At 61.0% G+C, this 25,281-nt stretch carries 21 protein-coding genes; 4 read left to right on the top strand and 17 right to left on the bottom strand.

What is annotated here, in order from left to right; translation table 11 throughout:
• Positions 1-3 precede the first annotated feature (3 nt).
• From ftsZ to QWU44_RS00830, 15 genes are all read right to left on the bottom strand, one after another.
• Positions 4-1,281 (bottom strand): cell division protein FtsZ, encoded by a 1,278-nt coding sequence (gene ftsZ, locus QWU44_RS00900; RefSeq protein ID WP_370913837.1) that lies wholly within the window; start codon positions 1,279-1,281, stop codon positions 4-6.
• A 209-nt stretch (positions 1,282-1,490) separates the two neighbouring features.
• Positions 1,491-2,147 carry a cell division protein FtsQ/DivIB gene (locus QWU44_RS00895; protein ID WP_370913836.1) on the bottom strand — a complete coding sequence of 219 codons (657 nt, stop codon included), beginning with the start codon at positions 2,145-2,147 and terminating at the stop codon, positions 1,491-1,493.
• Positions 2,144-3,583 (bottom strand): UDP-N-acetylmuramate--L-alanine ligase, encoded by a 1,440-nt coding sequence (gene murC / locus QWU44_RS00890; RefSeq protein ID WP_370913835.1) that lies wholly within the window; start codon positions 3,581-3,583, stop codon positions 2,144-2,146. The genes QWU44_RS00895 and murC overlap by 4 nt, the downstream gene beginning before the upstream one ends.
• Positions 3,584-3,616: 33 nt before the next feature.
• A complete protein-coding gene (locus QWU44_RS00885; RefSeq protein WP_370913834.1) occupies positions 3,617-4,708 on the bottom strand; it encodes a glycosyltransferase in 1,092 nt (363 codons plus the stop codon).
• Between the two features lie 7 nt (positions 4,709-4,715).
• On the bottom strand, positions 4,716-6,221 hold the full coding sequence (locus tag QWU44_RS00880) for an FtsW/RodA/SpoVE family cell cycle protein (protein ID WP_370913833.1): 1,506 nt from the start codon (positions 6,219-6,221) through the stop codon (positions 4,716-4,718).
• Positions 6,222-6,243: 22 nt separating this feature from the next.
• Positions 6,244-7,626 (bottom strand): UDP-N-acetylmuramoyl-L-alanine--D-glutamate ligase, encoded by a 1,383-nt coding sequence (murD, locus tag QWU44_RS00875; RefSeq protein WP_370913832.1) that lies wholly within the window; start codon positions 7,624-7,626, stop codon positions 6,244-6,246.
• Position 7,627: 1 nt separating this feature from the next.
• Positions 7,628-8,728 carry a phospho-N-acetylmuramoyl-pentapeptide-transferase gene (mraY, locus tag QWU44_RS00870; protein ID WP_370913831.1) on the bottom strand — a complete coding sequence of 367 codons (1,101 nt, stop codon included), beginning with the start codon at positions 8,726-8,728 and terminating at the stop codon, positions 7,628-7,630.
• The gene (gene murF / locus QWU44_RS00865; protein ID WP_370913830.1) at positions 8,725-10,224 is read right to left on the bottom strand and encodes a UDP-N-acetylmuramoyl-tripeptide--D-alanyl-D-alanine ligase; all 1,500 of its coding nucleotides are present in this window, start codon (positions 10,222-10,224) and stop codon (positions 8,725-8,727) included. The genes mraY and murF overlap by 4 nt, the downstream gene beginning before the upstream one ends.
• A gap of 5 nt (positions 10,225-10,229) precedes the next feature.
• The gene (locus tag QWU44_RS00860) at positions 10,230-11,777 is read right to left on the bottom strand and encodes a UDP-N-acetylmuramoyl-L-alanyl-D-glutamate--2,6-diaminopimelate ligase (RefSeq protein WP_370913829.1); all 1,548 of its coding nucleotides are present in this window, start codon (positions 11,775-11,777) and stop codon (positions 10,230-10,232) included.
• 132 nt (positions 11,778-11,909) lie between these two features.
• Positions 11,910-13,751, bottom strand: a complete 1,842-nt coding sequence (locus tag QWU44_RS00855; RefSeq protein ID WP_370913828.1) for a peptidoglycan D,D-transpeptidase FtsI family protein — start codon at positions 13,749-13,751, stop codon at positions 11,910-11,912.
• Positions 13,752-13,879: 128 nt separating this feature from the next.
• Entirely contained in the window at positions 13,880-14,770 is an 891-nt protein-coding gene (locus tag QWU44_RS00850; RefSeq protein WP_370913827.1) for a hypothetical protein, read from the bottom strand.
• A complete protein-coding gene (rsmH, locus tag QWU44_RS00845; protein WP_370914275.1) occupies positions 14,767-15,777 on the bottom strand; it encodes a 16S rRNA (cytosine(1402)-N(4))-methyltransferase RsmH in 1,011 nt (336 codons plus the stop codon). The genes QWU44_RS00850 and rsmH overlap by 4 nt, the downstream gene beginning before the upstream one ends.
• A 178-nt stretch (positions 15,778-15,955) precedes the next feature.
• On the bottom strand, positions 15,956-16,387 hold the full coding sequence (mraZ, locus tag QWU44_RS00840) for a division/cell wall cluster transcriptional repressor MraZ (protein ID WP_370913826.1): 432 nt from the start codon (positions 16,385-16,387) through the stop codon (positions 15,956-15,958).
• A gap of 501 nt (positions 16,388-16,888) precedes the next feature.
• A complete protein-coding gene (locus QWU44_RS00835; RefSeq protein WP_370913825.1) occupies positions 16,889-17,302 on the bottom strand; it encodes a DUF3040 domain-containing protein in 414 nt (137 codons plus the stop codon).
• A 147-nt stretch (positions 17,303-17,449) separates the two neighbouring features.
• Entirely contained in the window at positions 17,450-17,878 is a 429-nt protein-coding gene (locus QWU44_RS00830; protein WP_370913824.1) for an SAV_6107 family HEPN domain-containing protein, read from the bottom strand.
• Between the two features lie 232 nt (positions 17,879-18,110).
• Between QWU44_RS00830 and QWU44_RS00825 the strand changes: the two genes are divergently transcribed.
• The gene (locus tag QWU44_RS00825) at positions 18,111-18,728 is read left to right on the top strand and encodes a GNAT family N-acetyltransferase (protein ID WP_370913823.1); all 618 of its coding nucleotides are present in this window, start codon (positions 18,111-18,113) and stop codon (positions 18,726-18,728) included.
• Here the strand turns inward: QWU44_RS00825 and QWU44_RS00820 are convergent.
• The gene (locus QWU44_RS00820; protein WP_370913822.1) at positions 18,703-19,689 is read right to left on the bottom strand and encodes a methylenetetrahydrofolate reductase; all 987 of its coding nucleotides are present in this window, start codon (positions 19,687-19,689) and stop codon (positions 18,703-18,705) included. The genes QWU44_RS00825 and QWU44_RS00820 overlap by 26 nt on opposite strands.
• A 117-nt stretch (positions 19,690-19,806) precedes the next feature.
• Here QWU44_RS00820 and QWU44_RS00815 point away from each other — a divergent pair, with 117 nt between their 5' ends.
• Together QWU44_RS00815 and QWU44_RS00810 are read left to right on the top strand one after the other, a co-directional pair.
• Complete coding sequence (locus QWU44_RS00815; protein ID WP_370913821.1) at positions 19,807-20,895, top strand: polyprenyl synthetase family protein; 1,089 nt, start codon at positions 19,807-19,809, stop codon at positions 20,893-20,895.
• Positions 20,896-20,908: 13 nt separating this feature from the next.
• Positions 20,909-22,447: an alpha-(1->6)-mannopyranosyltransferase A gene (locus tag QWU44_RS00810; RefSeq protein ID WP_370914274.1), complete on the top strand. Its 1,539-nt coding sequence runs from the start codon at positions 20,909-20,911 to the stop codon at positions 22,445-22,447.
• Here QWU44_RS00810 and QWU44_RS00805 read toward each other — a convergent pair.
• Complete coding sequence (locus QWU44_RS00805; protein WP_370913820.1) at positions 22,416-22,781, bottom strand: Rv2175c family DNA-binding protein; 366 nt, start codon at positions 22,779-22,781, stop codon at positions 22,416-22,418. The two genes, QWU44_RS00810 and QWU44_RS00805, sit on opposite strands and share 32 nt — an antisense overlap.
• A 109-nt stretch (positions 22,782-22,890) precedes the next feature.
• Between QWU44_RS00805 and pknB the strand changes: the two genes are divergently transcribed.
• The gene (pknB, locus tag QWU44_RS00800; protein ID WP_370913819.1) at positions 22,891-25,161 is read left to right on the top strand and encodes a Stk1 family PASTA domain-containing Ser/Thr kinase; all 2,271 of its coding nucleotides are present in this window, start codon (positions 22,891-22,893) and stop codon (positions 25,159-25,161) included.
• Positions 25,162-25,281: the final 120 nt, after the last annotated feature.

Genomic DNA, 25,281 nt, shown 5'->3' with positions numbered 1-25,281 from the left:
CGGTCAGCGCAGGAAATCCGGGACGTCCAGATCATCGGTGTCATCGATGTCGTCACGGCGGCCACGTGAGCCGGTGAACATCCCTCCCGCCGACCGGTCGGCCCCAGTCCGTTCTGAACCGAGCCGATGCCGCACCGAGTCCGCGCGCTGATCATAATTGGAGCTCTCCGTGCGGCCGACGGGATCACGATCCGTAGGACGGTCCTCCTCGTGACCACCACCGCCAAACAAGGACTGTCCCCGGGCCGGTTCCGGCGTCGGGGTCGGGGCTGCCGGGGGAACCGGCGTCGAACTCGTTTCCCGGGGCGCCTGTCGACTACTCTCCGCGGGGGCAGGCTTGAAATCGAATCCTGCCGCAATCACGGTGACCCGTACTTCATCACCGAGATTGTCGTCAATGATCGTTCCCCAAATGATGTTGGCGTCTTCGTCAGCCTTCTCCTCAACGAGAGCCGCCGCCTCATTGACCTCCTGCAGTCCCAGGTCGGAACCGCCAGCAAAACTCAGCAGGACACCCCGTGCCCCCTCCATAGTGGATTCCAGCAGCGGTGAATTGATCGCCTGTTGTGTGGCTTCAACCGCACGATTCTCACCGCTCGCGGAACCGATTCCCATCAGTGCAGAACCGGCATCAGCCATAACAGAACGGACATCCGCGAAGTCGACGTTGACCACGCCGGGAGTGGTGATGAGATTGGTGATGCCCTGGACGCCGTTATGCAAAACCTCATCAGCGGTACGGAATGCCTCCATCATGGAGAGATTGAGGTCACCGAGCTGCAGCAAGCGGTCGTTCGGAATGACGATGAGGGTGTCACAGACAGCGCGCAGTGCCTCGATCCCCTCCATAGCCTGCTTAGTACGGCGGCGCCCCTCGAATCGGAACGGGCGGGTAACCACACCGACGGTCAGCGCGCCCGCCTTCTTGGCGATGTTGGCCACGACGGGGGCCGCACCGGTACCTGTTCCACCGCCCTCACCTGCGGTGACGAAAACCATGTCGGCACCCTTGAGGCAGTCTTCGATCTCGGACTTATGGTCCTCGGCGGAGGTACGTCCGACATCGGGGTTGGCTCCCGCCCCAAGCCCCCGGGTGGCCTCACGTCCGATGTCGAGCTTGACGTCCGCCTCTGAGAACATCAGTGCCTGCGAGTCGGTGTTGACGGCGATGAACTCGACGCCCTTGAGCCCCTCCTCGATCATGCGATTGACGGCATTAACGCCGCCACCGCCGACACCGACGACTTTGATGACGGCGAGGAAGTTTTTCGGTGAGGTCATGGTCTTAGGCACTCGCCTTTCAGGTTGTTGGATCAGATGGAGAAGGCCGCACAGCTCCAGCACCGTGCGCACGGGAGAGTTCGGAAGACTTGTTGTACACCATCATGTGCGATGGAGACACAGATGTGGCGGACATTCGCGCGGCGTGTCGGTAGTCTCAACCACAGCTTTAAGGTTTCTGACATGGGCAAACAGTCGCTCCAGAAACGCTATTGACGTACCGTGACCTGCACCGGGTCCGAAACATTGTAGACCCGGCCTGCACGACTCAGTGCAGCAGCGGCGGCACGTGCCTTGTCCCGGTTTCCCTCCGGAGCACCCCAGTAAATTTCACGACCGTCTAGAAGGAAGAGTGTTATCTCGTAGGTATCGGGTGCACGCACTCGCGCAAGCTGCCGACGCAGGGGATTGTCGAGGCTCTCAAGGACCGAGGCTACACCCGCAAACACATCGGGATCGTCCTCGGACGTACCCGTGATCTCGACCGCACCGACCGGTGGATCCGCGATGATGAATGGAACACCCCTGGCATCTATGAGATGATCGCCGTCCGACCGCGTCGCATACAGCACCGCGTTCCGCTCGGCGACCTCCACAACTACGGTTCCCGGAAGGTGACGCTCGACATGGGCGCGCTCAACCCACGGCAACGCGGCGACCTTCTGAGCCGCTCCAGCGGGATCAACGCGCACCATGTTCGCCCCGGGAACGATACCTGTGGCAGCCACAATCTCGGCTTCGGTTGTCTGCTTCGCCCCGCTGACCTTGATCTCACCGACCTGCAGTACCGGCGCGAACCACACGATGAACCCGATACAGATGACGGCTGCCAGCACACCGACCGTCCAGGAGGTCCGCCCTCTCACTGCCCCAACTCCGCGAGAATCTCCTCGGCGAGGACAGTGACACTTCCGGCCCCCATCGTCAGCACGATGTCACCAGGACCCGCCAGGTCCGCTACGACACCGGGGACTCGGTTGAATTCCGGCACGTAAACACAGCGTTCCGTCTTCACCTTGTCCGCGATAATTCGTCCGTCGATGCCCTCGACGGGTCTTTCCCTGGCACCGAAGATGTCCAGGACAACGACACGCTCAGCTAGGGAGAGCGCCTCCGCGAACTCAACGGCGAATTCACTGGTCCTGGAATAGAGGTGTGGCTGAAACACCACGACGATACGACCGTCCCCGTCCTCACCGTCTAGTTTTTCCCGGGTCGCCCGAAGCACCGCACTGACCTCAGTCGGATGATGGGCGTAGTCATCGTAGACACGAACTCCCGCATGTCGCCCCGCTCCATCGAGAATTTCACCGCGTAGCTCGAACCGACGGCGCACCCCCGTGAATCCGGACAATCCTGCAGCGAGACGATCCGGATCAGCTCCGAGCAGAATCCCCGAAAGGAGAGCCGCGGTCGCGTTCAACACCATGTGTACACCCGGGGTGTGCATGTTCACCGTCAGCGTTCGCCCGGAGACGTCAACGGTGGCACGTGAGCCGAACGCTTCTGTGGTGATCCCCGTGACTCTGGCCCCGCACTCGATGCTCGGATGAGCTGCGGCTGCAGCGGCGGTACCGTACCCTTGAACACGGATTCCAGCTTCGATGCATCGCTGACCTAGGGCGGCCGCGTGATCATCATCAAGACAAACCACCAGTGTGCCATCCGGGGTCAGACGGCGAGCGAAGTCGTCGAACACCCGGAAGTACGCTTCCGGAGTGCCGAAAAAATCGAGGTGGTCAGGCTCGATGTTGGTCACCACGGCGACTGTCGGTTCATATCGGAGAAGTGAGGCGTCCGATTCATCCGCTTCAGCGACAAAAATATCCCCCGTACCGTGGTGCGCATTGGTACCAGCTTTATTGAGCTGACCACCGATAGCGAAGCTCGGATCACAGCCTGCGGTCTGGAGAGCCACGACAGCCATCGAGGTAGTCGAGGTCTTGCCGTGTGTGCCCGCAAGCAGGAGCTGCCGGCGCCCCGACATCAGTTCCGCGAGGAGATCCGAGCGTCGGATAACCTCGATACCTGCGGCGTGAGCACCCGCGAGTTCCGGATTGTCCTCCGGAATCGCCGCAAAAGAGGTGACAACGACGGTAGGTCGTTCACCCAACAGTTCAAGATTCTTCACATCGTGGCCGATCGCAATAGTCGCCCCCATCGCCCGAAGCGCGAGAACGATGCGGGAGTCCTTCACATCGGAACCGGAGACCTGCATTCCACGGGCGAGGAGTATCCGGGCCACCCCCGACATCCCGGCGCCGCCGATGCCGATCAGATGGACACGGGAAAGGTCAGTCATCATCTACCTCGTTGTTTTTCTTGGGGCGGGAATTCAGTTGGTTTGGGCGGCTTCGGCCACCAGATCGGCAATCGTCTCCGCGGCATGCCCGAGACCACTGCCACGGGCGGCCGCGGCAAACCGTGCGAGGACGTCCTCATCGCCGAGGATAGCGTTCACCCGCTCCGCGAGGACGGAGCCGGTGAGGTCGGCATCACGTATGAGTTCAGCTCCCCCTGCCCCGATCACGGGGCGGGCGTTGAGTTCCTGCTCTCCATTTCCATGAGGAAGCGGAACATAGATTGCGGGGCGGGCCGATGCCGTAACTTCAGCGACCGTCATCGCGCCCGCACGACAGACCACGAGGTCAGCCGCAGCGAGAGCAAGTTCCATCGCGTCAATGTAGGGCAGTGCACACCAACCATCACAGGTCTCCGGTGCCGCATTACGAGGCCCGTACGCGTGCAGGATCTGGTGACCCGCAGCAGTGATCGCTGGGGCGGCCTCACGCACAGCACGGTTGATCGATGCAGCCCCCTGAGATCCGCCGGTGACCAGCAGCGTCTTCTTATCGGCGTCGAGCCTGAATTTTGCGACGGCCTGCGCTTTACGGGCGGCCCTCCCGGAATCGGTGAGTTCTTCACCGGACAGTCCCGGCCGAATCGGAACCCCTACCACTTGTCCCCGTAGACCCGAGCCTTCCACCGCGTTGAGACCGGTTCCTCCGCACCAAACACCAAGCTTGTTGGCAAGTCCCGTACGTGCGTTGGCCTCATGAACGAAGAAGGGGATCCCCACCTTCCGGGCGGCGAGATACGCCGGGGCCGCGACATAGCCACCGAAACCGATGAGAACATCAGCGTCGACCTCCCTAAGAATGTCGACTGTCTGGCGGACCGCACGACGAACACGCAGCGGCAACCTGGCGAGATCCAGACCTGGCTTTCGAGGTACCGGAACAGGATCGATGAGTGCGAGTTCGTACCCGCGCGCCGGAACCAACTCCTGTTCCAGGCCACGGCTGGTTCCCAGCGCCGTGACCCGAGCACCGTGGCGGCTACGCAGGGCATCCGCGACCGCGAGTGCAGGCTCAATGTGACCGGCGGTTCCACCTCCAGCGACAACGACGGACAACGGGGTGTTCATGGGTGTTTCAGCCTCTTCTGCGAGTGTGACGACGGTCGGATCGGGTGGGTTCGCCGAGCTGCGTTCTACGCGGCGGGGTCTTCCTGCCAGTGACGCTACCATCGGTGGAGCGGGCGGATCGTGCTGACTGACGGGCACGTGATTCTCCCGCGTCCCCACCCCGTGATCTCCGAGTCACCTGTTCCGCCCGCTTCCTCGTCGGACGCGGCTTCCTGTGCACGAACCCTCGTGATCCCTCAGGGTCGGGTTCCCGTAACCGGAGGAGTCGGTCGAGTGCGGGACGTCCATAGGACTGCATCGTCGACACAGCCTCGGGTTCATGGCGGGCTGCGCTGGCGAGTAATCCCATCGATCCGATTGTGATGATGGCTGAACTCCCACCGGAGGAGATCATCGGCAACTGGATACCCGTGACCGGAAGCAGCCCGATGACATATCCGATGTTGACGAAGGCCTGGGAGACGACACCTGCCGTGAGCGTACCGGCGAGGAGTTTCAGGAACGGGTCCGAAGACCGGATCGCACACCGGAGTCCGACGATACCGAGCGCACCGAAAAGCATGATCACGATGGTTCCACCGACTAGTCCGGTCTCTTCACCGATGATCGCAAAAATGAAGTCGTTCTTCGCTTCCGGAAGATAGAACCACTTCGCCCGGGACTGTCCCGGGCCGACGCCACTGGCGCCTCCCTCAGCGAGAGAGAGGAAACCCTGGTATGACTGGAATGCTTTACCACGGACATCATCGAAGTCACCGAGAAGGGCATCCCAATAGACCTCAAGTCGGTGCGTACGGTAGGCACCGTTATTGTTGCGGAGCCGGGACAGCACAGAGAAACCGATAGCCAGGAACCCAAAGGCTCCGACAATCGCTGCGATGAACCGTCCGGGGACACCTGCGAAAATGAGAACAAGGGCTGCAACTGAAAAACAGACGATTGCCATTCCCACATCGGGCTGGCCGAGGATCAGAAACACGATCAACATTGAGACCGCGCTGTACTGCATGTAGGGGTTGTTGATCCAGTGCCGGACAGGTCCACGATCACTGAGATGGTGTGCACCCCACACCGCGAGGGTGACCTTCGCCAGTTCAGAAGGTTGGAATGTGAAGGAGCGGTACGCTAACCACGACCTCGCACCGGATTGCTCCAGTCCCGTACCGATTCCCGGGATGAGCACCGCGACGAGAAGGATGATCGTGACCACGAGCAGAGGATTCGCGAGTCGCCGGACCATCGCCGGATGCATCCAGAGGGCCAGCCACAGGACTCCGTAACCGATGAGGAGGAAAATCATGTGGCGGATTCCCTGCGTCCAAACCCCGCTCTTGAGTGCGGACCAGGTCGTGGACGATGAAAGAACCATGACGGCCCCCACCGCAGTGAGGAGCCCAACAACGGACAGGATGACGAAATAGTCGAAGAAAGGGCGCGAAAGATAGTCTCGGCACCTGGCACTCAGCCGGTCCGGTGCTGATTGTTTTCGTTCTGCGGTGGTGTCCTGGGTCATGGTCGTAGGGCCTCTCTTCAAATCAGTCGGTCAAAACTCGGGCGGCCCGGGCGAAGCAGTCACCGCGGTGCCCCATGCCGCGGTACATGTCGAGCGAGGCGGCCGCCGGGGCAAGTAAGACGATATCTCCGGTTTCGGAAATCTGGATGGCACGGTTGACCAGTTCTGTCATCGCCTCCTCCGGATCAGTGGAGCCGGTGCAGTGGATGTGTGCTTGCGGTGCGTACTTTTCGACGGCATCAGCGATCAGACGCCGGTCGACGCCCAGTAACAGCACTGCCTTCAGTTGGTGGGCGTGACGCGCGACGAGATCATCGACGTCCGCTCCCTTGAGCTGTCCACCCGCGATCCAGATGACGGAATCATGTCCGGTGAGCGCGGTGTCCGCGGCATGAGGATTCGTCGCCTTCGAGTTGTCGATATAAGTCACACCGGCATGCGTGTGGACCACCTGTCCCCGATGCCCGGATACCTCGAATACCTCCAGTGCCTCTCTGATCGCCGAAGGTCCGAGTCCCTGGGACCGTGCCAGCGCAGCCGCGGCCAGAGCGTCGTAGATACCCGCTGGGCCGGGAGGAGAGATACCGTCAGCCGACGCCAGGATCAGATTGTCGCCATAGGCGTTGTCGATGAGATGTCCGTCGTGTACTCCGAGTTGCCCTTCCTCCGGGTAACCCAGGGTGAAGCTAACGATCCGGTTGGCGGTTGTCTCTACCCCCGATACGCGGGTGACCACTTCTGCATCATCTGCACCGATGACCGCAGTCTTCCCGCGAAGTGCCCTGAGTTTCGCGTTTGCGTAACCATCGAAGGATCCGTGCCAGTCGATGTGGTCCTCTGCAAGATTCAGCAACACGCCTGCATCTGGGACGAGTGTCGGTGCCCAGTGCAACTGGAAGCTGGAGAGTTCCACAACGAGGACGTCAATACGTGGTTTCGCGGAAAGAGCGTCGCCGATGGCCACACCGATATTCCCGACCGCGGCGGCTGTCCCCGATCCCCGCATCATCATCGCGGCGCACATTGCGGTGGTGGTGGTCTTTCCGTTGGTTCCAGTCACCACGAGCCAGGTCCTCGGGTTCCCGAAACAACCGGCGCGGTCGAGCCTCCATGCGAGTTCGACGTCTCCGATGACCTCGACTCCGCATTCCGTCGCTTTGCGGAGCAGCGGCGTATCTGGACGCCAACCGGGTGAAGTGATCACCATGCTGTACTCCCCGATCTGAGAGAGCGCCGTAACGACATCCGTCGTCTCACACCCAGTAGCTTCCGAAACCCGCAGTCGGGCGGTCTCGTTATCATCCGCAACCACCACCCGTGCACCAAGCTCACACAACATGCGTGCGCATCCGGTACCGGAAACACCGGCTCCTGCGACGAGGATCGAGTCATCGAAAGAGATCATTTTATACCCCGGAACTTGTGAGCCACTCGCCGTAGAACAGCGCAATGCCTGTCATGCACGCCATAGCGGTGAGTAGCCAGAAACGAATGACCACGGTTGTTTCTGCCCACCCGCCGTTCTCGAAGTGGTGATGGAAAGGGGCCATGCGGAAGAACCGCTTGCCGCGGGTCCGGAACACCACTATCTGGATCGCGACGGAGGCCACTTCGATGACGAAGAGCGCTCCGACGACAACCATCAGAAGTTCAGTGCGGGAGGCAACGGAGACACCGGCTACGAGACCTCCGAGAGCGAGAGAGCCGGTGTCTCCCATGAAGATCTTGGCGGGAGCTGCGTTCCACCACAGAAATCCGAGGCATGCACCCAGGCCCGCCGACGCGAGGATCGCCAGATCCAGTGGATCACGCACCGAGTAGCAGCCGGGCTCCACTGAAACTGAACAGGAGTTCCGGAACTGCCAGAAAGTCACCAACGTGTAGGCTCCCATGACCATCGCGGTCGCCCCTGCAGCCAGACCGTCAAGTCCGTCCGTCAGGTTGACCGCATTGGACCACGACGCAATGACGATGTTCATGAACACAAGGAATAGGATGAGCCCGATGGCGCCACCTCCGAGAGCAATGTTGAAGGTGTCGATGTCCCGGATGAAACTCAGATTGGTGCCACCAGGGGTCAGACCATCATCGTTCGCGAATTGCAGGACCAGCCAACCGAAAGCCAGAGCGAGAACCATCTGGCCAATAAGCTTGGCTTTTTTGTTCAATCCAAGGTTGCGTCCCTTTGCGAGCTTGATGTAATCGTCGGCGAATCCGAGTAGCCCCATCCCCACGGTGAGTCCTAGGACGATGAGACCGGAGGCGGTGAAACCTCCGAATCCACGGGCTACTCCGATCAGAGACGCCAGAACATAGGCCACGACGATTCCGACGATGATCGCGACACCTCCCATCGTCGGAGTTCCGCGCTTACGCATGTGGGAGGCGGGACCGTCTTCGCGGATCTGCTGTCCCAGGCCTTCGTTGCTGAACCAGCGGATCAGCACCGGGGTGAGGAAAATGGCGACGAGGAAGGCGATGGTTCCACTGATGATGATCTGAGTCACTGTTCTACGTCCTGCTCCTCTAGATTGTCCGTTACCGGCAGTGCGAGCAGCGTTTCAGCCACCCGCCAGAGTTGCTCGGAGGATGACGCTTTGACCAGCACCACATCCTCCGGTGCAAGCGCCGGTTGAACCAGGTTGATCGCCGCATCAACTGAATCAGCCGTGGCAACCCGGGTTCCCGCAACTTCCGCCGCCTGTGCCAGAGCGTGGGTGTTGACCCCGGTCCCGACAACGACGAGGCGCTGAATTCCGGCATCACCGAGCAGGGTACCGATTTCCGCGTGCCGCTCCGCGGAATCAGGACCGAGTTCGTTCATCTGACCGAGCACCGCCCACGCGGTACCTCCGCGGGCACCGGCACTGTGCGCCAGTGCCCGGATCCCGGCCGCCATCGAGTCGGGATTGGCGTTGTAGGAATCATTGATCACGGTGACCCCGTCACCCCGCTGGGTAACTTCCATCCGACGCCCAGACACGGGTTCGTGCGCAGCTACCGCTGCGCACGCGGACGCGGGATCCGCTCCCGCAGCTATACCGGCGGCGACCGCTGCCAACGCGTTGGAAACCTGGTGCTCCCCCACGAGTTTCAGCTTGATGCTCGCCGAAAGACCGTCGGGACCGGTGAGCTTGAAGCTGGGTCGACAACCGTCGTCAAGACGAATATCTGCAGCTCGGTAGTCGGCTTCGAGCCTGCCGGCTGCGCTAAACGTGACAACCCGGGCACGGGTGCGCCCCGCCATAGCGGCGACCTGTGGATCATCGGCGTTGAGAACGGCGACTCCGCCGGCCGAGGACGTCGGCAGCACCTCCACCAGTTCCCCCTTGGCCCGGGCGATGGTGTCCCGGTCCCCGAACTCCCCGATGTGAGCGGTACCCACGTTCAGTACTGCCCCCACCACCGGGGGCGCGATCGCCGCAAGCTGCGCGATGTGTCCGGTTCCCCGGGCGGAGAGTTCTGCGACCAGATAGTCGGTGTCCGTGGAGCAACGGAGTGCGGTGTACGGGTGCCCGATCTCGTTGTTGAAGGATCCGGGCGGAGCTACAACGGATCCCGCGGTATGCAGTACGGAGGCAATCAGGTCCTTGACGGTGGTCTTCCCTGCTGAGCCTGTGACTCCGACCACGCGCATCCCGTGACCGGCTGTGACATCGACGACGTGGCGGGCGAGCCGACCCAACGCAGCGAGCACCGCAGCACCGTGGCCCGCAGGATCATGCTCATACGCCGCCGCGTTACTTTCTGGAATCGGTACCTCCGGGACGACGATCGACGGGACACCGATCTCGCGTGCCGCGAGCACCACTACTGCGCCGGCTTCGATCGCGCTGCCTGCGAAATCGTGACCGTCCACCTGCGCTCCAGGTAAACAGACGAAGAGTCCCCCGGACCGGACCCTCCGCGAATCAAACTCGACCGACCCCGTGACAACGGCGTTCGGGTTGGCTCCATCAGCGAGATAGCCGCCGGTGATCCCGACGATGTCGCTCACAGACATCCGAATCATGCCGGTTCCTCCGTTTCTGCTTCCGCCCGTACCCGGGCCTCGATGGCTTCGGTCAGAATCTCCGCATCATCAAAATGATGGCGAACATCACCGATCAATTGCCCTGTCTCATGTCCCTTACCTGCGATGATGATCGCGTCCCCCGCACGCGCCCAGTCGACGGCGGTCCGGATCGCATCCGCCCGGGAACCGATCTCCCGGATATCAGCCAACCTTTTCTTTTTTCCCGTATTTTTACCTTCCCTCGCAGCTTCCCGGGCCCCCTGAAGGATCGCCTCCCGGATCGTCTCCGGATCCTCGCTCCTCGGGTTGTCATCCGTTACCACGACGAGGTCCGCCAACTGAGCCGCCACAGCCCCCATCAACGGCCGCTTCGTCGTATCTCGGTCTCCCCCGGCCCCGATGACGACACCGACTCGCCCCTCAACCTGATTCCGCAGGGTCGTGAGTACCGCGGACACTGCGGCAGGCTTGTGTGCGTAATCGACGACCGCGAGGAAATCCTGACCACGGTCGATGTTCTGCATGCGGCCCGGTACATTCACGTGGCTCAACCCTTCCGCTATGGTTTTCGCATCCTCACCCACCGCGACAGCCATACTCAACGCCAACGCTGAATTAGCAACGTTGAACCGTCCGGGCAGAGGAACATCGCAACCGATGTCGAGTCCGTCAATACGCATCGTGAATCGCTGAGTACCCGCCTTCCCCGTCTCCGTATCAGTCACCGTTACCGAGGCGGGGTGTGAACCCGTGGACACGGTGACGGCTGCCGGGCCAGCGAGGCGGGACAGTTTCTGCCCAAATTCATCGTCAACGCAGATGACCGAATGCTTCGCACGGATCGACGATCCCGGGCGGAAGAAGCGGGCCTTGGTGGCGAAGTAGTTCTCCATTGAGCCGTGGAAATCAAGGTGATCCTGCGACAGGTTGGTAAAACCCGCGACATCGAATTCAGTGCCGACGATCCTCCCCAGAGCAATCGCGTGCGAGGAAACTTCCATGACCACATGGGTGACCCCCTCATCCCGCATCCGGGCCAGCAGCTCCTGTAGGACGGGTGCCTCGGGTGTGGTCAGTTCCGTCCGGAGCGGCTCACCATTGATCCGGGTACCGTTCGTACCGATGACACCGACACTGTGCCCAGCAGCGAGAAGCCCGGCTTCCAGCAGATAGCTCGTTGTCGTTTTACCCGATGTACCCGTCACACCGAACAACGTCAGATCACGGGACGGGTGTCCATGCACCGCGGCAGCAACCTCGCCCAGAACCGACCGGACATCATCAACAACGATGAGCGGTCGTTTCTCGTGCCGGTCCATCAGTATCCGCTCTCCCTCGGCGTCAGTCAGGATTGCAGCCGCCGCGGACTCCCGTGCGTACGTTGCCCCATGTGCCCTGGTCCCGGGAACAGCGGCGAACAATCCCCCGTCAGGTAACTCCTGGGCGTTGATACCGACCGCGTTGATGCATACCGAAGTGTCGGCACCCTGGCTCAGGTTTCCGCCACTCGCTTCGACGATGGTATCCAGTGTGATGGCCACGATTCTGGCACACTCCTTATTGCTTTCATATGTGTACTGCCTCGGTTAAGGGGCGGAACGTGATTCTATCTGTGGTCACCGAAGGACGAGAGTCCTGGGCCGCCTTCCGGGGTGGATTCCGATTCGGCGCCCTCACTGCGCCTGGAGGATCAGGTCTTCCTCCAGGGGGTCCGACAACGGAACATTGTCCCGGTTCAACAGCCACGCCGCGATGTCGTGGAACAACGGTGCAGCGGACTGACCTCCTTCACCGTGCACACCCCGCTCCGGATCATCCAGCATGATCCCGATCACGAAACGGGGCGCATCCGCCGGAGCGATACCCGCGAAAGTAATCCAGTAATCGGAGTTGGAGTAACAGTTGCACGTCGGGTCGACCTGCTGGGCGGTTCCGGTCTTCCCGGAAATTCGGTACCCCTCAACCGCAGCCTGCGGCCCTGTCCCCTGCTGAACTCCCGAAGGATCCTGCTGGGTAACGGCCTGGAACATGTCCCGAACGGTCCTCGCGGTCTCCGGACTCACGACCCTCACCCTCCCGGGCTCCGGCTGTTCGATGACCTCCCCGTCCGCGGTGGTCACGGACCGGATGATACGTGGCTCGATCCGCTCACCGTCGTTCGCGATGGTCTGGTAGACCCCCGCCATCTGCAACAGGGTAAGAGACATACCCTGTCCGATCGGAAGGTTGGCGAAGGTACCACCGGACCACTGGGAACGATCGAGAAGCAGACCAGGGGATTCACCCGGAAGCTCGATTCCCGTATACCTGCCCACACCGAACCTATCCAGCATCTCCGCGAACCGATCCTGCCCGACCCGATCAGCCAACATCAACGTGCCGACGTTCGAGGACTTTCCGAACACACCGGTTGTGGTGAACGGGACTACACCGTGCGGCCAGGCATCCTTGACGGTGACCCCGGACATGTTGATGGACCCCGGTACCTGGAGAACCTCATCGGGTGTGGTGACTCCGTCCTCGATCGCGGTCGCGGCGGTGATGATCTTCGCCACGGAACCGGGCTCGAACGGAGCCTGAACCGCCGGATTCCCGAAGAACTTTCCTCTGGCGAGCTGTGCTTCAATGTCACCGGTCGGATCGATCGTATCCGTGTTAGCCATCGCAAGTACCTCACCAGATTCCGCATCAAGGACAACCGCGGATGCAGACTTGGCCCGGGAATTCTCTTTCGCTTGTTCAAGCTCCTGTTGCACGTAGGTTTGCAGGTTGAGATCGAGAGTCAGCCGAACATCTGAGCCGTGTACCACGGGAACCTGATCCCGGAGGGTCCCCGGAATGATCTGTCCGTTGGTGGACACATCTTCGGTTGATTTCCCGTTGATTCCGGACAATACGGCATCTGACGCAGCCTCCAACCCAAACTGCCCCTCACCGTCGATGGAGATCTTCCCGATCACGTTTTCCGCGATCGCACCGTTCGGATACTGCCGGATATCCTGGCGGTCCGCGGCGACACCGGGAAAACGCTCGGCGATCTCCACCGCGACGTCTGGATCAACGTTGCGGACCAGAACGGTGTAGGAGTTGTCCGCCCGTAGCTTTTCCAGGATCTCCGTGGGTTTGACCTTCTGGACCGAGGCCCCCGCATCCTTCACCATCTTCGGGATGACCTCGGACATCTCTTCTAGGACGTCATCCAACGGCGGATTTTTCTCCAGCAATTCCGGATCACCACTCCTCACCGCCAGTTCATGCCGTTCCGTGATCTCCCGGCGTAACACGAGCGGTGCTACCGTCAACGAACGAGCTTGCATCGTGTAGGCGAGTTGCGCACCGTCACGATCGGTCACCATTCCACGACGCGCGAAATCGGTGTACTCCCGGGTACGTTGACTCTGCGCATGAGCCGCTAGTTCAGGCCCCCAGACGAGCTGCACACAGGCGAGCCGAACCGCGAGTACCACAACGCCCACGACAACGAGTGATCGGACAATTTTCATCCGACGCACCATCTGATCGGTCCCCTGCGCCTGCCGCGGAACACTTTCATTTCTGAACGGCACCGTCGACACGGGCTTTCCGGACCGGGAAGTCCGGGGCGCCGAACGACGTTTCCCGCCCCCCTGGTCCGGAGGTGTCGTCACTGTCCGCTCCCACCCGTCCGGTCAGTTCGGACATTCGGCGCATATGGTGCGATTGCAGGAACCAGACTGTTGGCACCTGACACCGGAGGAGCCGCGGGAGATTCAATCGGTGCAGGAGCAGGGGGCTCAGATGGCACGGGAACAGGCATCTGCTCCGCACCGGGGAGTCCACCGCGGGGTAACGGCTGAACCCGGTCCACGACAGCGTCGGTCTCCACCGGATCACTACTGGCAGGACCCGGAATGACACGGGATCCGTTGACGTCGATAATCGGTCGGACGGCATCGGGTTCCGCTGCACGCAGCTCGTCAACACCTCCATCGGACCTGACGGAGAGAACACCGGGCTGATCCGGAATGACCATTCCGAGTTCCGCCGCCCGGCGCGCGATTTCCGCGGCAGACGTCGCCGACTGATGATCCCGGTTCAGTGTCTCGATCTGATTTCCCAGTCGACTGTCCGTACGCGACAGTTCCTGGAGCCGAAAGGTCTGCTGAGTGGTCAGACCGGAAAGGTAAATGGTCAGCATGACCCCGGCGAGAAGCGTCACAACGAGAACAATCGCGAATCGGACACGAACCGGATCGGCCTTCGGAGCCACGATACGACGACCTCGGACCGACACCACCTGTCTGGATCCAGGTGCCCACTGGAACCTCCGACGCTGCGGCATCGGCGGAGTCGCATTCGGACGCTGAGGACGGACCCGTGGAGCAGGCCGCAGATCAATCACCGTAGCGTCAGCTCCACCTCCCCCACGTACCGGGGTTCTGGTATCTCCTCCTGGGGTAGACATCCGACCCCGTGAGGGGCCACGGGTGGGGGTTGCAGGGACATGGGCGAAATCTGATTCAGGGGTCGCCCGGAGGCGTGCTGTCGTGCTCATCGGGTCTCTCCGTTCGACTGTGCTATCCGTTCCACTGCGCGCACCCGCACTGGGGCAGCCCGGGGATTGTCTTCAATCTCGTTCTGTGGTGCCTTTTCTGCACCACGTGTCACGAGGCGGAACTCAGGGGCGGTACCCGGTAGATCAACCGGTAGCCCCTGTGGAGTCCTGGAAACGGTCAGTCTTGCGAGTTCCCGTTTCACGATGCGGTCCTCCAACGACTGGTAGGCCATGAACACAGCACGGCCACCAACCCTCAATTCCCGGGTGATCGCCGGAACCATCGCAGCCACCGAATCAAGTTCACCATTGACCTCGACGCGCAGTGCCTGGAACGTCCGCTTCGCGGGGTGCCCTCCCGTACGTCGGGCGGCCGCCGGGATCGTGGTATAGAGCAACTCGACGAGTCGGCCGGACGTCGTGAACGGTTCCTTCTCCCGTTCACGGAGCACCGCTGAAGCAATCTTGCCTGCAAAACGCTCATCCCCGTAGGCCTTCAGTACATGGGCCAGTTGACCGTGGTCGTAGGTATTGAGGATGTCCGCGGCGGTGATCCCTGAAGTCGGATCCATCCGCATGTCCAATGGTGCGTCCTTCGAATACGCGAAACCACGTTCAGTCTGGTCGAGCTGCATGGATGAGACGCCCAGATCAAACAGCGCACCAGCGACCCCGCACTCCCTCACGAGAGCACAGACTGCACCACCATCATCGGAAATCGCGGAAGAGAAATGGTCGAAGCGGGTGTGAATGCCACGGAACCTGTCTCCGAAGGACGCCAACCGCTCAGTCGCCCGGGCCAGCGCGATGGGGTCACGATCCAGCCCAATCACGCGAACATTGGGAAAAGTCGTGAGGAAATGCTCTGTGTGTCCACCGGCCCCGAGTGTCCCGTCGATGATCACCGCCTGGTCTCCTGCGGCTTCAACCGCAGGTTGAAGCAACTCCGTGACTCGGTCACGCAGGACGGGAACATGTCCGTGGTCGCCGTCGACGGTCATCATCATCGCCCCCTCCTGGTCGGTCGGCCAGGCCACCGGGCCCGGGTTGCTGTTCATATGGTCGATGGGGTGAGTGCAGGGCCCTGTCCGGGGCATCTATCTGATGTCGGGGAAGTACACCAGAGCGACGCTCCGGACAGAGTCCGTGCACGCACTCCACTCGATTCGGTTGTTGTGGTCACGGTCAGAGCAGACCACTGAGATCCGGATCAGCAGCAGCAGAGAACATCTCCTCTGTCTGCTTCTGATATTCATCCCAGGACTGGGCGTCCCAGATCTCGAGGGATTCGACTGCACCGATGACCACGCACTCCTTGGTGAGCCTCGCGTATTCACGATGCGCCGGAGAGAGCGTGATCCGACCGTGCCCATCAGGCCGCTGCTCCACCGCGCTCGCGGCGAGATTACGGATGAAGGCACGCGCCCTCGGATTGGTCCGTGAGATCTCGGCGGCACGCCGGGTGCGCGCCTCGAACTCTTCTTTGGGGAAGACCGCCAGAGAGTGATCCTGCCCCATGGAAACAACGAGACCACCGGCAAGCTCCTCACGGAACTTCGCCGGAAGAGTCAGCCTTCCCTTGTCATCGAGCTTCGGGGTGTAGGTGCCGAGAAACATGTCCGGCACCGCCTTTCACTCGCGTGTCCTCAGGAGGATGAATCCATCTCCGACGGTCCAACCGGGACACGTATCCCCGGTCTTCCCGCCACTGAGCACCACAGTACCCCACTTTCCCCCACCAGCAACACCAGAGGACTCAATTCACAAACCTACAGTTCATCAATCAATGCTTTAACCTGCATTTTTTATCAAGATTTCAAGTGGGAGACACAGAAGCTCCACAATTACTACACTCCCCCAAAAGTGACCTCACACAACTCCAACCCCATCCACACCACCGGACCCAAAGCCCTCAATTACCCCATCTACCTGGTGATTTAAGAATGCAAAGAACACTCGCCCATGACAGTGGGGCAAAGTGGGGAAAAATGGTGGGGGAAAGTGGGGATGCGCGAGTACACACCTTCGGGCCCACTCCCGCGAGCAAGCAGACAGATGAGAACCCCGCCGGAAAGGTTCTCCGGCGGGGTTCTCATCTACGGTCGATAGAGCCCTGAATCACTCCTCGAAACGTTTGCGGAACCGATCCTCAATTCGGGAGCCGAAACCGGACGACGAGTCACGCGCCCCGAATCCACTGAATCGCGCCCGGGACGTCAGGTCGCCCAGATCATCATCGAAGCCGTCATCGAGACCCCCGCCACCGCGCAGCATCCACACCCCCGCCCCGAACATAATCAGGAAGCCGAGCACACTCAACGCGACAAACCAGAGACTGTGGAGACTGAAGGCCACGCCCCCGATAAGCAGCAGCAACCCCACGGCACCGACCGCAATTCCCCTAATGGACACCGCAGGTGAAGCCGACCCACTCGACACAACCCCACCGAGCCCCGACCCGAACTTCGGGTCCGCCATCAGCGACTCTTCGATCTCACGGAACATCCTCTGTTCCTGCTCAGAAAGCGACATGGTGATCCTCCCGGGGCGTGGCGCCATACTTCTGTGTCTTGCTGTCATAAACGATAACGCTCAGATTATCCGGAAAGTTCCCACCCCACCTCCACCGCAACACAGTGAGGCGATACGGACACCGCCATCCATCCACAGAGACGCCACTCAGGCCGCAGACCGCAGTATCCCCTCCCGCCGCTCCGCCACATCAATAAACTCCCCCACCTCATTCAGAAACTTATCCACCACGGCACCATCGAGAAAACCGGTCACACACATAGCCCGATTCCGAAGACCAGAATACCGGGATAGACGCGCGGCCCAACACGCACACTCAGCATCCACCAGTGACAATTGATCCCACGCACTCGACGGCAGCCGGCGCCTCCGGGAGACGGAACTATTCGCCACCAGAGCACCCGCAGTTCTCAACGCGGCCCGATACCCCTCTTCCACGGCCGCATCAAGCACACCCCTTTCCTGCTGAGAACGAGCTTCCGACAGGAGAAGAACCGCACGCCGAAGAAACTTCGTCCGGGCCCCCACATCCTGATTGAAACGCGTGGTTGCGGAAACAACGTTGGACACGATCATTCACCTTCCTTTCCATCGAAACCCAGCCACACCCATCCCGGAGACTGTTTTCTCAAACAAGGTAGAACACCCGGGGGACACACCGAACCAAATTTAGAACATATATTCGATATATTCCTCGGGGTGCAGTCAGGAATGAGTCACCGATTCCCCAACCAGGAAACCCCCAACAACTGCTCCGCGACCGGAATCACACCCCGTCCCTCCCGTCAACAGGGATACACATGGTTCCATGGAGCCTGTGAATACCGCCATCCTCCCCATGTCCCCCCTGGATTTCGTAAACCACTGCCCGGAGTTGGTGGACATCTACTGGATCGCAATGGACCTCGATGCCCAAGGCCTAGGTGGACATTCCCGACAAGGCCGAGTCCGCCAATGGCGGAGTCTCGTCCACAACCCCGGGTTCAAAGCCGTCTGTTCGGTATCCGACGGTCAGATAACCGGAATCGCATACGGAATGAACGGTGAGCCCGGAAAGAACTGGACCCGCGCGATCGCCGATGGCCTCGCCAGATCCGGAGGAGTGGATCCCCGGTGGCCTGAGATGCTCGCGGATTATTACGAGGTCAGTGAACTCCACGTACTCCCGGAGATGCAGGGACGCGGTATCGGGAGAAAACTACTCACCGCACTGCTCGAGGATGCCCCCCAGTCCTGGGCCTTGCTTTCCACCCCCGAGGTACCCCATGAAGCAAACCGCGCATTCAGCCTCTACCGGTCCCTGGGCTTCACCGACGTCATCCGCCACTTCACCTTCTTCGCGGATCCCAGACTCTTCGCCGTTCTAGCGGCCGAACTCCCCCTCCGGAACACGGAGAGAGTCATCCCGCCACGAAGCTCCCGATAACCCCGTTGCCACTCCATTCAGGCGCCATCCCAAGGTTATGCAGAACCTCCTGTGTCGCCCGAGCATTGTTCAACGTCATGAAATGAAGATCTGGCGCCCCCTCGGCGATGAGACGTTCAGCCATGCATGTGGTCCATTCGATCCCAACCTCCCTGACAGCATCTGCGTTCGCGTTCTCATCCCCGCCCGCCGCCCGAACCATCTGCTGCTCCAGTTTCTTCGGTAATTTCGCGCTGGACAATTCAATCTGTCTACGGAGTGATCGAAGAGAGGTAATCGGCATCAGCCCTGGAATGACAGGCTTCGCGCCATGCACCGGATCAGCCGCGGCAAGTCGATCCCGCAACCGGAGATAGTGGTCGCAGTCGAGGAACATCTGGGTAATCGAGTACTCGGCTCCCGCACGGAGTTTATTCAAGGTGTGCAGTGTGTCCGCTTCCTCCGAGGTCGCCCGGTAGTGGAGTTCCGGGAAGGACGCGACACCGATCTCAAAGTGTCGCGTTTCCGGAAGCGCACGAGTCATCTCGATGAGGTCGATGGCATAGGTGAGCCCTCCCGGGGTTGGCTTCCATTCGCCGGTCGGGTCACCCGGGGGGTCTCCTCGGAGCGCGAGCAGATTTGTTAGGCCGACCCCCGCATAAGTCCACAGAATATCCTCAAGCTCCTCGACGGTGTGGTTGACCAGGGTCAGATGCACAAGCGTCGGGAGTGGACGTCTCGCTAGCTGCCGGGCTATCCGACTAGTCCTGGAACGTGTCGACCCACCTGCCCCGTACGTCACGGAAACGAAAGCGGCACCGAGACTGTCAAAGGTGTCGACCGCGTGCCACATCCGCTGCTCTGCGGCATCATCGCGAGGCGGCATGAATTCGACCGAAAACGGGATACGCCCCTTGGCAGGACGGCTTATCGCTTCAGTTACCGAGGTCTGGTTGACGGCAGGTGTATGTGATGGAGACATCTCTGGGTATCTTGTTGGTGAGGCAGGAACGGTTGCCCAACGAACCTACCCCGAAATAGACCGCTCTGTTCATAATTCGGTCCACCATCCCCCCTCAACCACCCCCCGAGGACTCGCATGACCAGCACAGACAAGCCCCACGACCTGAGCATGATCCCAGCACTCGTCCAGTGCCACCTGGCCACTTTCTTCGCCACGAGAAGAGAGGTAGTTACCGGGATCGACGCACACGTCGTCGAGGCGACGGATCTGCTCGAGGACTTCGTTCTCGGGGGTGGAAAACGCATTCGTCCCCTCTTCGCTTGGGTGGGCTGGTTGGGTACGCAATCCACGTCAGAAAATCCCGACGCGGTGCTGGAAGCCGTGAGTTCCCTAGAACTGATTCAGGCCTGCGCATTGATCCATGACGACATCATCGATTCCTCCGACACTCGACGCGGCCGACCAACGGTCCACCGTATCGTCGAGGACCGGCACCGCGAGGCTGGGTGGGCGGGAGATCCAGCACATTTCGGCCTGTCAACGGCTACGCTGCTGGGGGATCTCGCACTCGCGTGGTCCGATGAGATGCTTCTGGGAGCGGACCTCCCGGTGGAAAGACTCCGTGCAGCGATGGAACCGTGGTGGGCGATGCGAACCGAGGTGATCGCCGGGCAGATGCTCGATATCACCGTGGAATCCTCTCGTGATGAACGGATCGAGGTCGCAGAAAAGATCAATCGTTACAAGTCAGCCGCTTACACCATCGAACGTCCTCTCCATCTCGGAGCAATGCTGGGCGGGGCGTCCCCTGAGCTTGTCTCCGCCTACCGCAGTTTCGGACATGACATCGGCATCGCATATCAGCTTCGGGACGATCTCCTTGGGGTGTTCGGCGATCCTGACGTGACCGGGAAGCCTGCCGGAGACGATCTCCGGGAAGGAAAACGGACAGTACTGGTGGCGGAGGCTCTGCGCCACCTCGATGCGAACGCTCCCGCCGAGGCAGAGAAATTGCGGGCTGGAATCGGCGCAGTGACCTCACCGTCCGACATCGCGGACCTGACCGATCTGATTCGTATGACCGGCGCTGAGCAGAAGGTCGAGCACCGCATCCAAGAACTGACGGCGTCGGGGCTCTCAAAGTTGGACGCGGTCGAGCTCACACCGTCCGTCCGGTCGATGCTGGACGATCTCACGGTCCGTGCCACCACCCGGCGAATGTGACACCGTGAACACCATCCTCCGCTTCCGCCTACTCGACGGACTGTCCACCCGTCACCCGGACGCCCGCCGAGTGGGGGCCGTGGCCGCCATCATCATCACACTCGCCTCATTCGGCGGCGGTGCGATCCGCTACCGTGGCGGTGTTCTCGACGCATTGGGCCTGTCCTTCCTCTCCTATGGACACGGTGCCGCGGTATCCACCGTGGCGATGTGGCTGGGGCTCGGATTGATGAGTCTGGCATGGGTTCTTTTGGGACGTGGCGTACTAAGGGGCATGGTGGACTGCCGTGGCGTGGTCCGTTCACTTACTTGGTGGACTCTGCCATTCCTGTTCGCCGCTCCGATTCTCTCCCGCGACGTCTACTCGTATCTCATGCAGGGGGCGATGGTCCGCGACGGATTCGATCCTTACTCCCAGGGGGCGGCCGTCAACCCAGGCCCCATGCTCCTTGAGGTCTCCCACGACTGGCGGAACACCACCACACCGTACGGTCCTCTACACCTCTGGTTGGGAAACGGGGTGACCACCCTCGCGGGAGACAACGTCACGCTCGGAGTACTGCTCTACAAGATCATCACCATGGCCGGTTTCTGTGCAATCGTCTGGAGCATTCCCCGGATAGCGGCGAAAATCGGTGGCGACGGAGCGACGGCACTTTGGCTCGGCGTCGCAAACCCGGTCACGGTGCTCCATCTCATCGGAGGCATGCACAATGAGTCCGTCATGGTCGGCCTGGTTTCCCTGGGGCTGCTGCTCGCCCTCGACCGACACTTCACATCTGCTCTGGTATTGATCGCGGTTTCCGTGTCGTTCAAGGCCACCGCGGTCATTGCTCTTCCATTCCTCGTCTGGATGATGCAGCGACATCTGATCCGCCGGAGTCCAATGTTCGGAAGTCTGTTTTCTTTCCTGGCCGCAGGGTTGTGGGCCGTTGTGACGACCCTTGTTGTGGTGACCGGATGCACCGTTCTCTCCGGTGCAGGCTGGGGATGGATCGCGCAATTATCCGGAAATTCCAAGGTGATCAATCCACTCGCTCTCCCGTCCTTGTCTGCGGGAGTGCTGACCCCTGTACTCGGGGTGCTGGGAAACGACGTCAGCTACAACACGGTCCTAGCGGTTCTGCGGCAGGTCGGGATGCTCGGCATGCTCGGTGGTCTTGTCACGGCATGGTGGGTGTTCCGAGATGGTGACCGGAGGAACATCATGGGAATCGCGGCAGCCTACACAGCAGTGGTAACGCTCAATGCCGTTACCCTTCCCTGGTATTACGTCAGCCTGCTCGTGTTGCTGGGTACTTTCACCCCGTCTGGGCGCATCGTCGGGGCAACGCTCTGGTGTTCGGTGGTCGTGGCGATGTCGTTCACCGGCGGCGGCAACCACCAGATGTACAACCTCATGTGGATGGGCGCGCTGGCGGTGATCGCGTGGTACCTCACCAGGTGGTTGCTCACAGACACGGACGTGCCCCGAATATCAACAGAACCGGAAACCGGGTCCGGGGCTGAGCCGACCTCTGTCAGAGCCCCGCAGCCTGAGCGCGGCGCATGACCTCTCGGGCGAGGTGCCCGTGCAAACCGTCCACCGGACGACCTGGAAGGGAGTCATCGGCGGTGAACAGCCAATCGAAAATCTCACGGTCGTCGTAACCACCGTCCGTCAACAGGGCGATAACACCGGGAACAAAGCGGTTGACCCGGCCGTCCGCGCCGAAGAAGACGGCGGGCAGCATCCTCGTTCCGTCCACGGTGACGGCGATGAGCTTGTGCTCACCGAGAAGATCAAAAACATGGGTGACAACGACCCCCATCTTCTCGGCAGCTTCGGGGATACTCAGCAATGGTTCATCGGCGGGCAGGACTTCACGGGCTTCTGGGAAACTCACACCAATCAATGTAGCGCGTCGTAACGTTCTACCCTACTCAGCCGCCATACGACGCGTTCTGACCATCAGTCGGCTGGAACACTCGGCCTCCTTCGACCATACTGGGTCCATGACACACCTGGACGTCGGAGAAGTTCTGGAGAACCGGTACCGGATCGACACGCCGATAGCCCGCGGTGGGATGTCCACTGTCTACCGCTGCGTGGATCTTCGACTCGGACGAAGCGTCGCGGCCAAGGTGATGGATGACCGTTACGCAGGGGATCCTGTCTTCCGCAACCGTTTCCGCAGGGAGGCCCGCTCCATGGCCCAGTTGTCGGATCCGTGTCTCGTCAATGTGTACGACACGAGCGCGGACGGCGGGCATGTATTTCTCATCATGGAGCTCATTACCGGGGGGACGCTCCGTGAACTCCTGGCCGAGCGGGGGCCGATGCCACCACACGCTGCGGCAGCGGTCATGCGGAGCGCCCTGACGGGACTGTCGATCGCCCATAAGGCGGGGATGGTGCACAGGGACATCAAGCCCGACAACATCCTGATCAACTCTGACGGGCAGGTGAAACTCGCGGACTTCGGCCTGGTTCGTGCGGCCGCCGCCTCCCCCGCCGCAGGTGATCGAATTATCGGCACCGCGAACTATCTCTCTCCGGAGCAGGTCGAGAACAGCGAGATCGGACCACCGAGCGACGTCTACTCCGCAGGTATAGTGCTCTTCGAGCTTCTCACCGGAGAAACCCCCTTCTACGGTGAGGATGATGTCACCAGGGCCCGCGCGCGTCTGACGTCGGATGTTCCGCCACCCAGCACCCGTATCGAAGGGGTACCCCGGCTTTTCGACGAGCTGGTCGCCACTGCGACCAGCCGCAACCCGGGAGACCGGTTCACCGATGCCGGTGAGTTCCTTGATGCACTCGAAGACGTGTCCACAGAACTCGGGCTCGCGGCGTTCAGAGTTCCTGCACCGAAAAACTCGGCGGCACATCGGGCGACCGGTTTCATCGACATGCCCACAGACATGCTCACAGGCACCATCTCGGTGCCTGACCAGATTGATTGCCGAGGAACCGATCATGGTGTCGGCGATATGGAGACCACCCACATCGCTACCCAGAACGCACCGGCGGACGAGACCCGAATGCTACCGCCCGTTTCTGCAGCACCACCAGGTTCAATTGAGACGACGTTTCTCCCCGCCACCGGGGTCACCTCCGGTGCACATGTCCCCTCCGTCCACACGACACCGACACCGGAGTCAGAAGCAGAACCGGAACTGGACTTTCATTACCGACCACCGGTGACGAGCGGATCAAAGGTCGGTCTGATCATCTGGTTGACACTGGTCGCAGTCAGCACGACAGCAATCGCGGTAGGTGCCTGGTGGTTCGGATCCGGTCGATACGGTGAGATACCACAGGTTCTCGGAATGGATCCCGCGACGGCCACTGCGACTGTCACCGAGGCCGGGTTTGAACCTGTCTCCCGCAGTGTCTACGACGACACGATCCCCTTAGCTCAGGTTGTCGGCACCGACCCACCGGGAATGGAACGAATTCCCCGGGGCAGACAGGTTTCAGTTCTCGTCTCGCTGGGAGCCCCGACAGTTCCAGCCCTCCCCACCGACCACGACGCCGCCCGGTTCAGGGCGGCGCTCGCCGATCGGACCCTCGAATGGAACGACGGTGAATCCGTATACTCCGATGACATTGCCGCTGGCGGGGTGGTCAGGACAGAACCGCCCTCCGGCGGAGTCGTTCCGGTCGGTGGAAAAGTAACCGTGTATCTGAGCAAGGGACCAGCTCCCATAAAAATTCCCAGGGTCACCGGCATGTCGAAAGACGAAGCCATGGATGCTCTGCAGAGGGCAGGGCTCACCGTAGCTGCCACAACCAACGAGTTTGATCCCAACGTAGACGCAGGCAACGCGATCACCACCGAACCAGCGCCAGGGACCACACTGAAACGGGGTTCCGACGTCGCACTGCTCGTTTCAAATGCACTCACCGTTCCCGATGTCATCGGTATGAGCGAGCCAGATGCCCGCAGAGAACTCTCCGAAGCCGGATTTGCGATAGGAGATGTATCCCGCACAGATCTCGTCGGGGCAACTGCTCATGCAGTCATGGATGTCTCCCCCGATCCCGGTACCAGAGTCAATCCTTCGGACCCCAGAGTCAATCTTCTCGTCGCCAAGAAGGTTAACGTCCCTTTCCTCATCGGAAAGCGCACCGATGAGGCCCGGAAGCTCCTAGAGGATGCGGGGCTACAGTACACGGGCCTCGATGGCACCTCTGACGGGGCTCGCGTGGTCACCCAGTCCCCTTCCGGGAACCGTGACGTTTCTCCGGAAACGACGGTGAAGATCAGGACAGTCGGATAAAGAACAACCTATGCCGGGAAATCGCGGTCCCGCGGTCTCAGAGGCGCGACGAATGACTCCCTACCCTTACCTACAACAAGAAGACTCCCGCATTCTAAGCCTGGGGAACAAGCAGAACAC

Source organism: Corynebacterium sp. CCM 9203, from assembly GCF_041357675.1.
In the GTDB taxonomy this organism is placed as follows: domain Bacteria; phylum Actinomycetota; class Actinomycetes; order Mycobacteriales; family Mycobacteriaceae; genus Corynebacterium.
The sequence above is the reverse complement of the archived record's forward strand: the minus strand, read 5'-3'. Positions and strand labels throughout refer to the sequence as shown.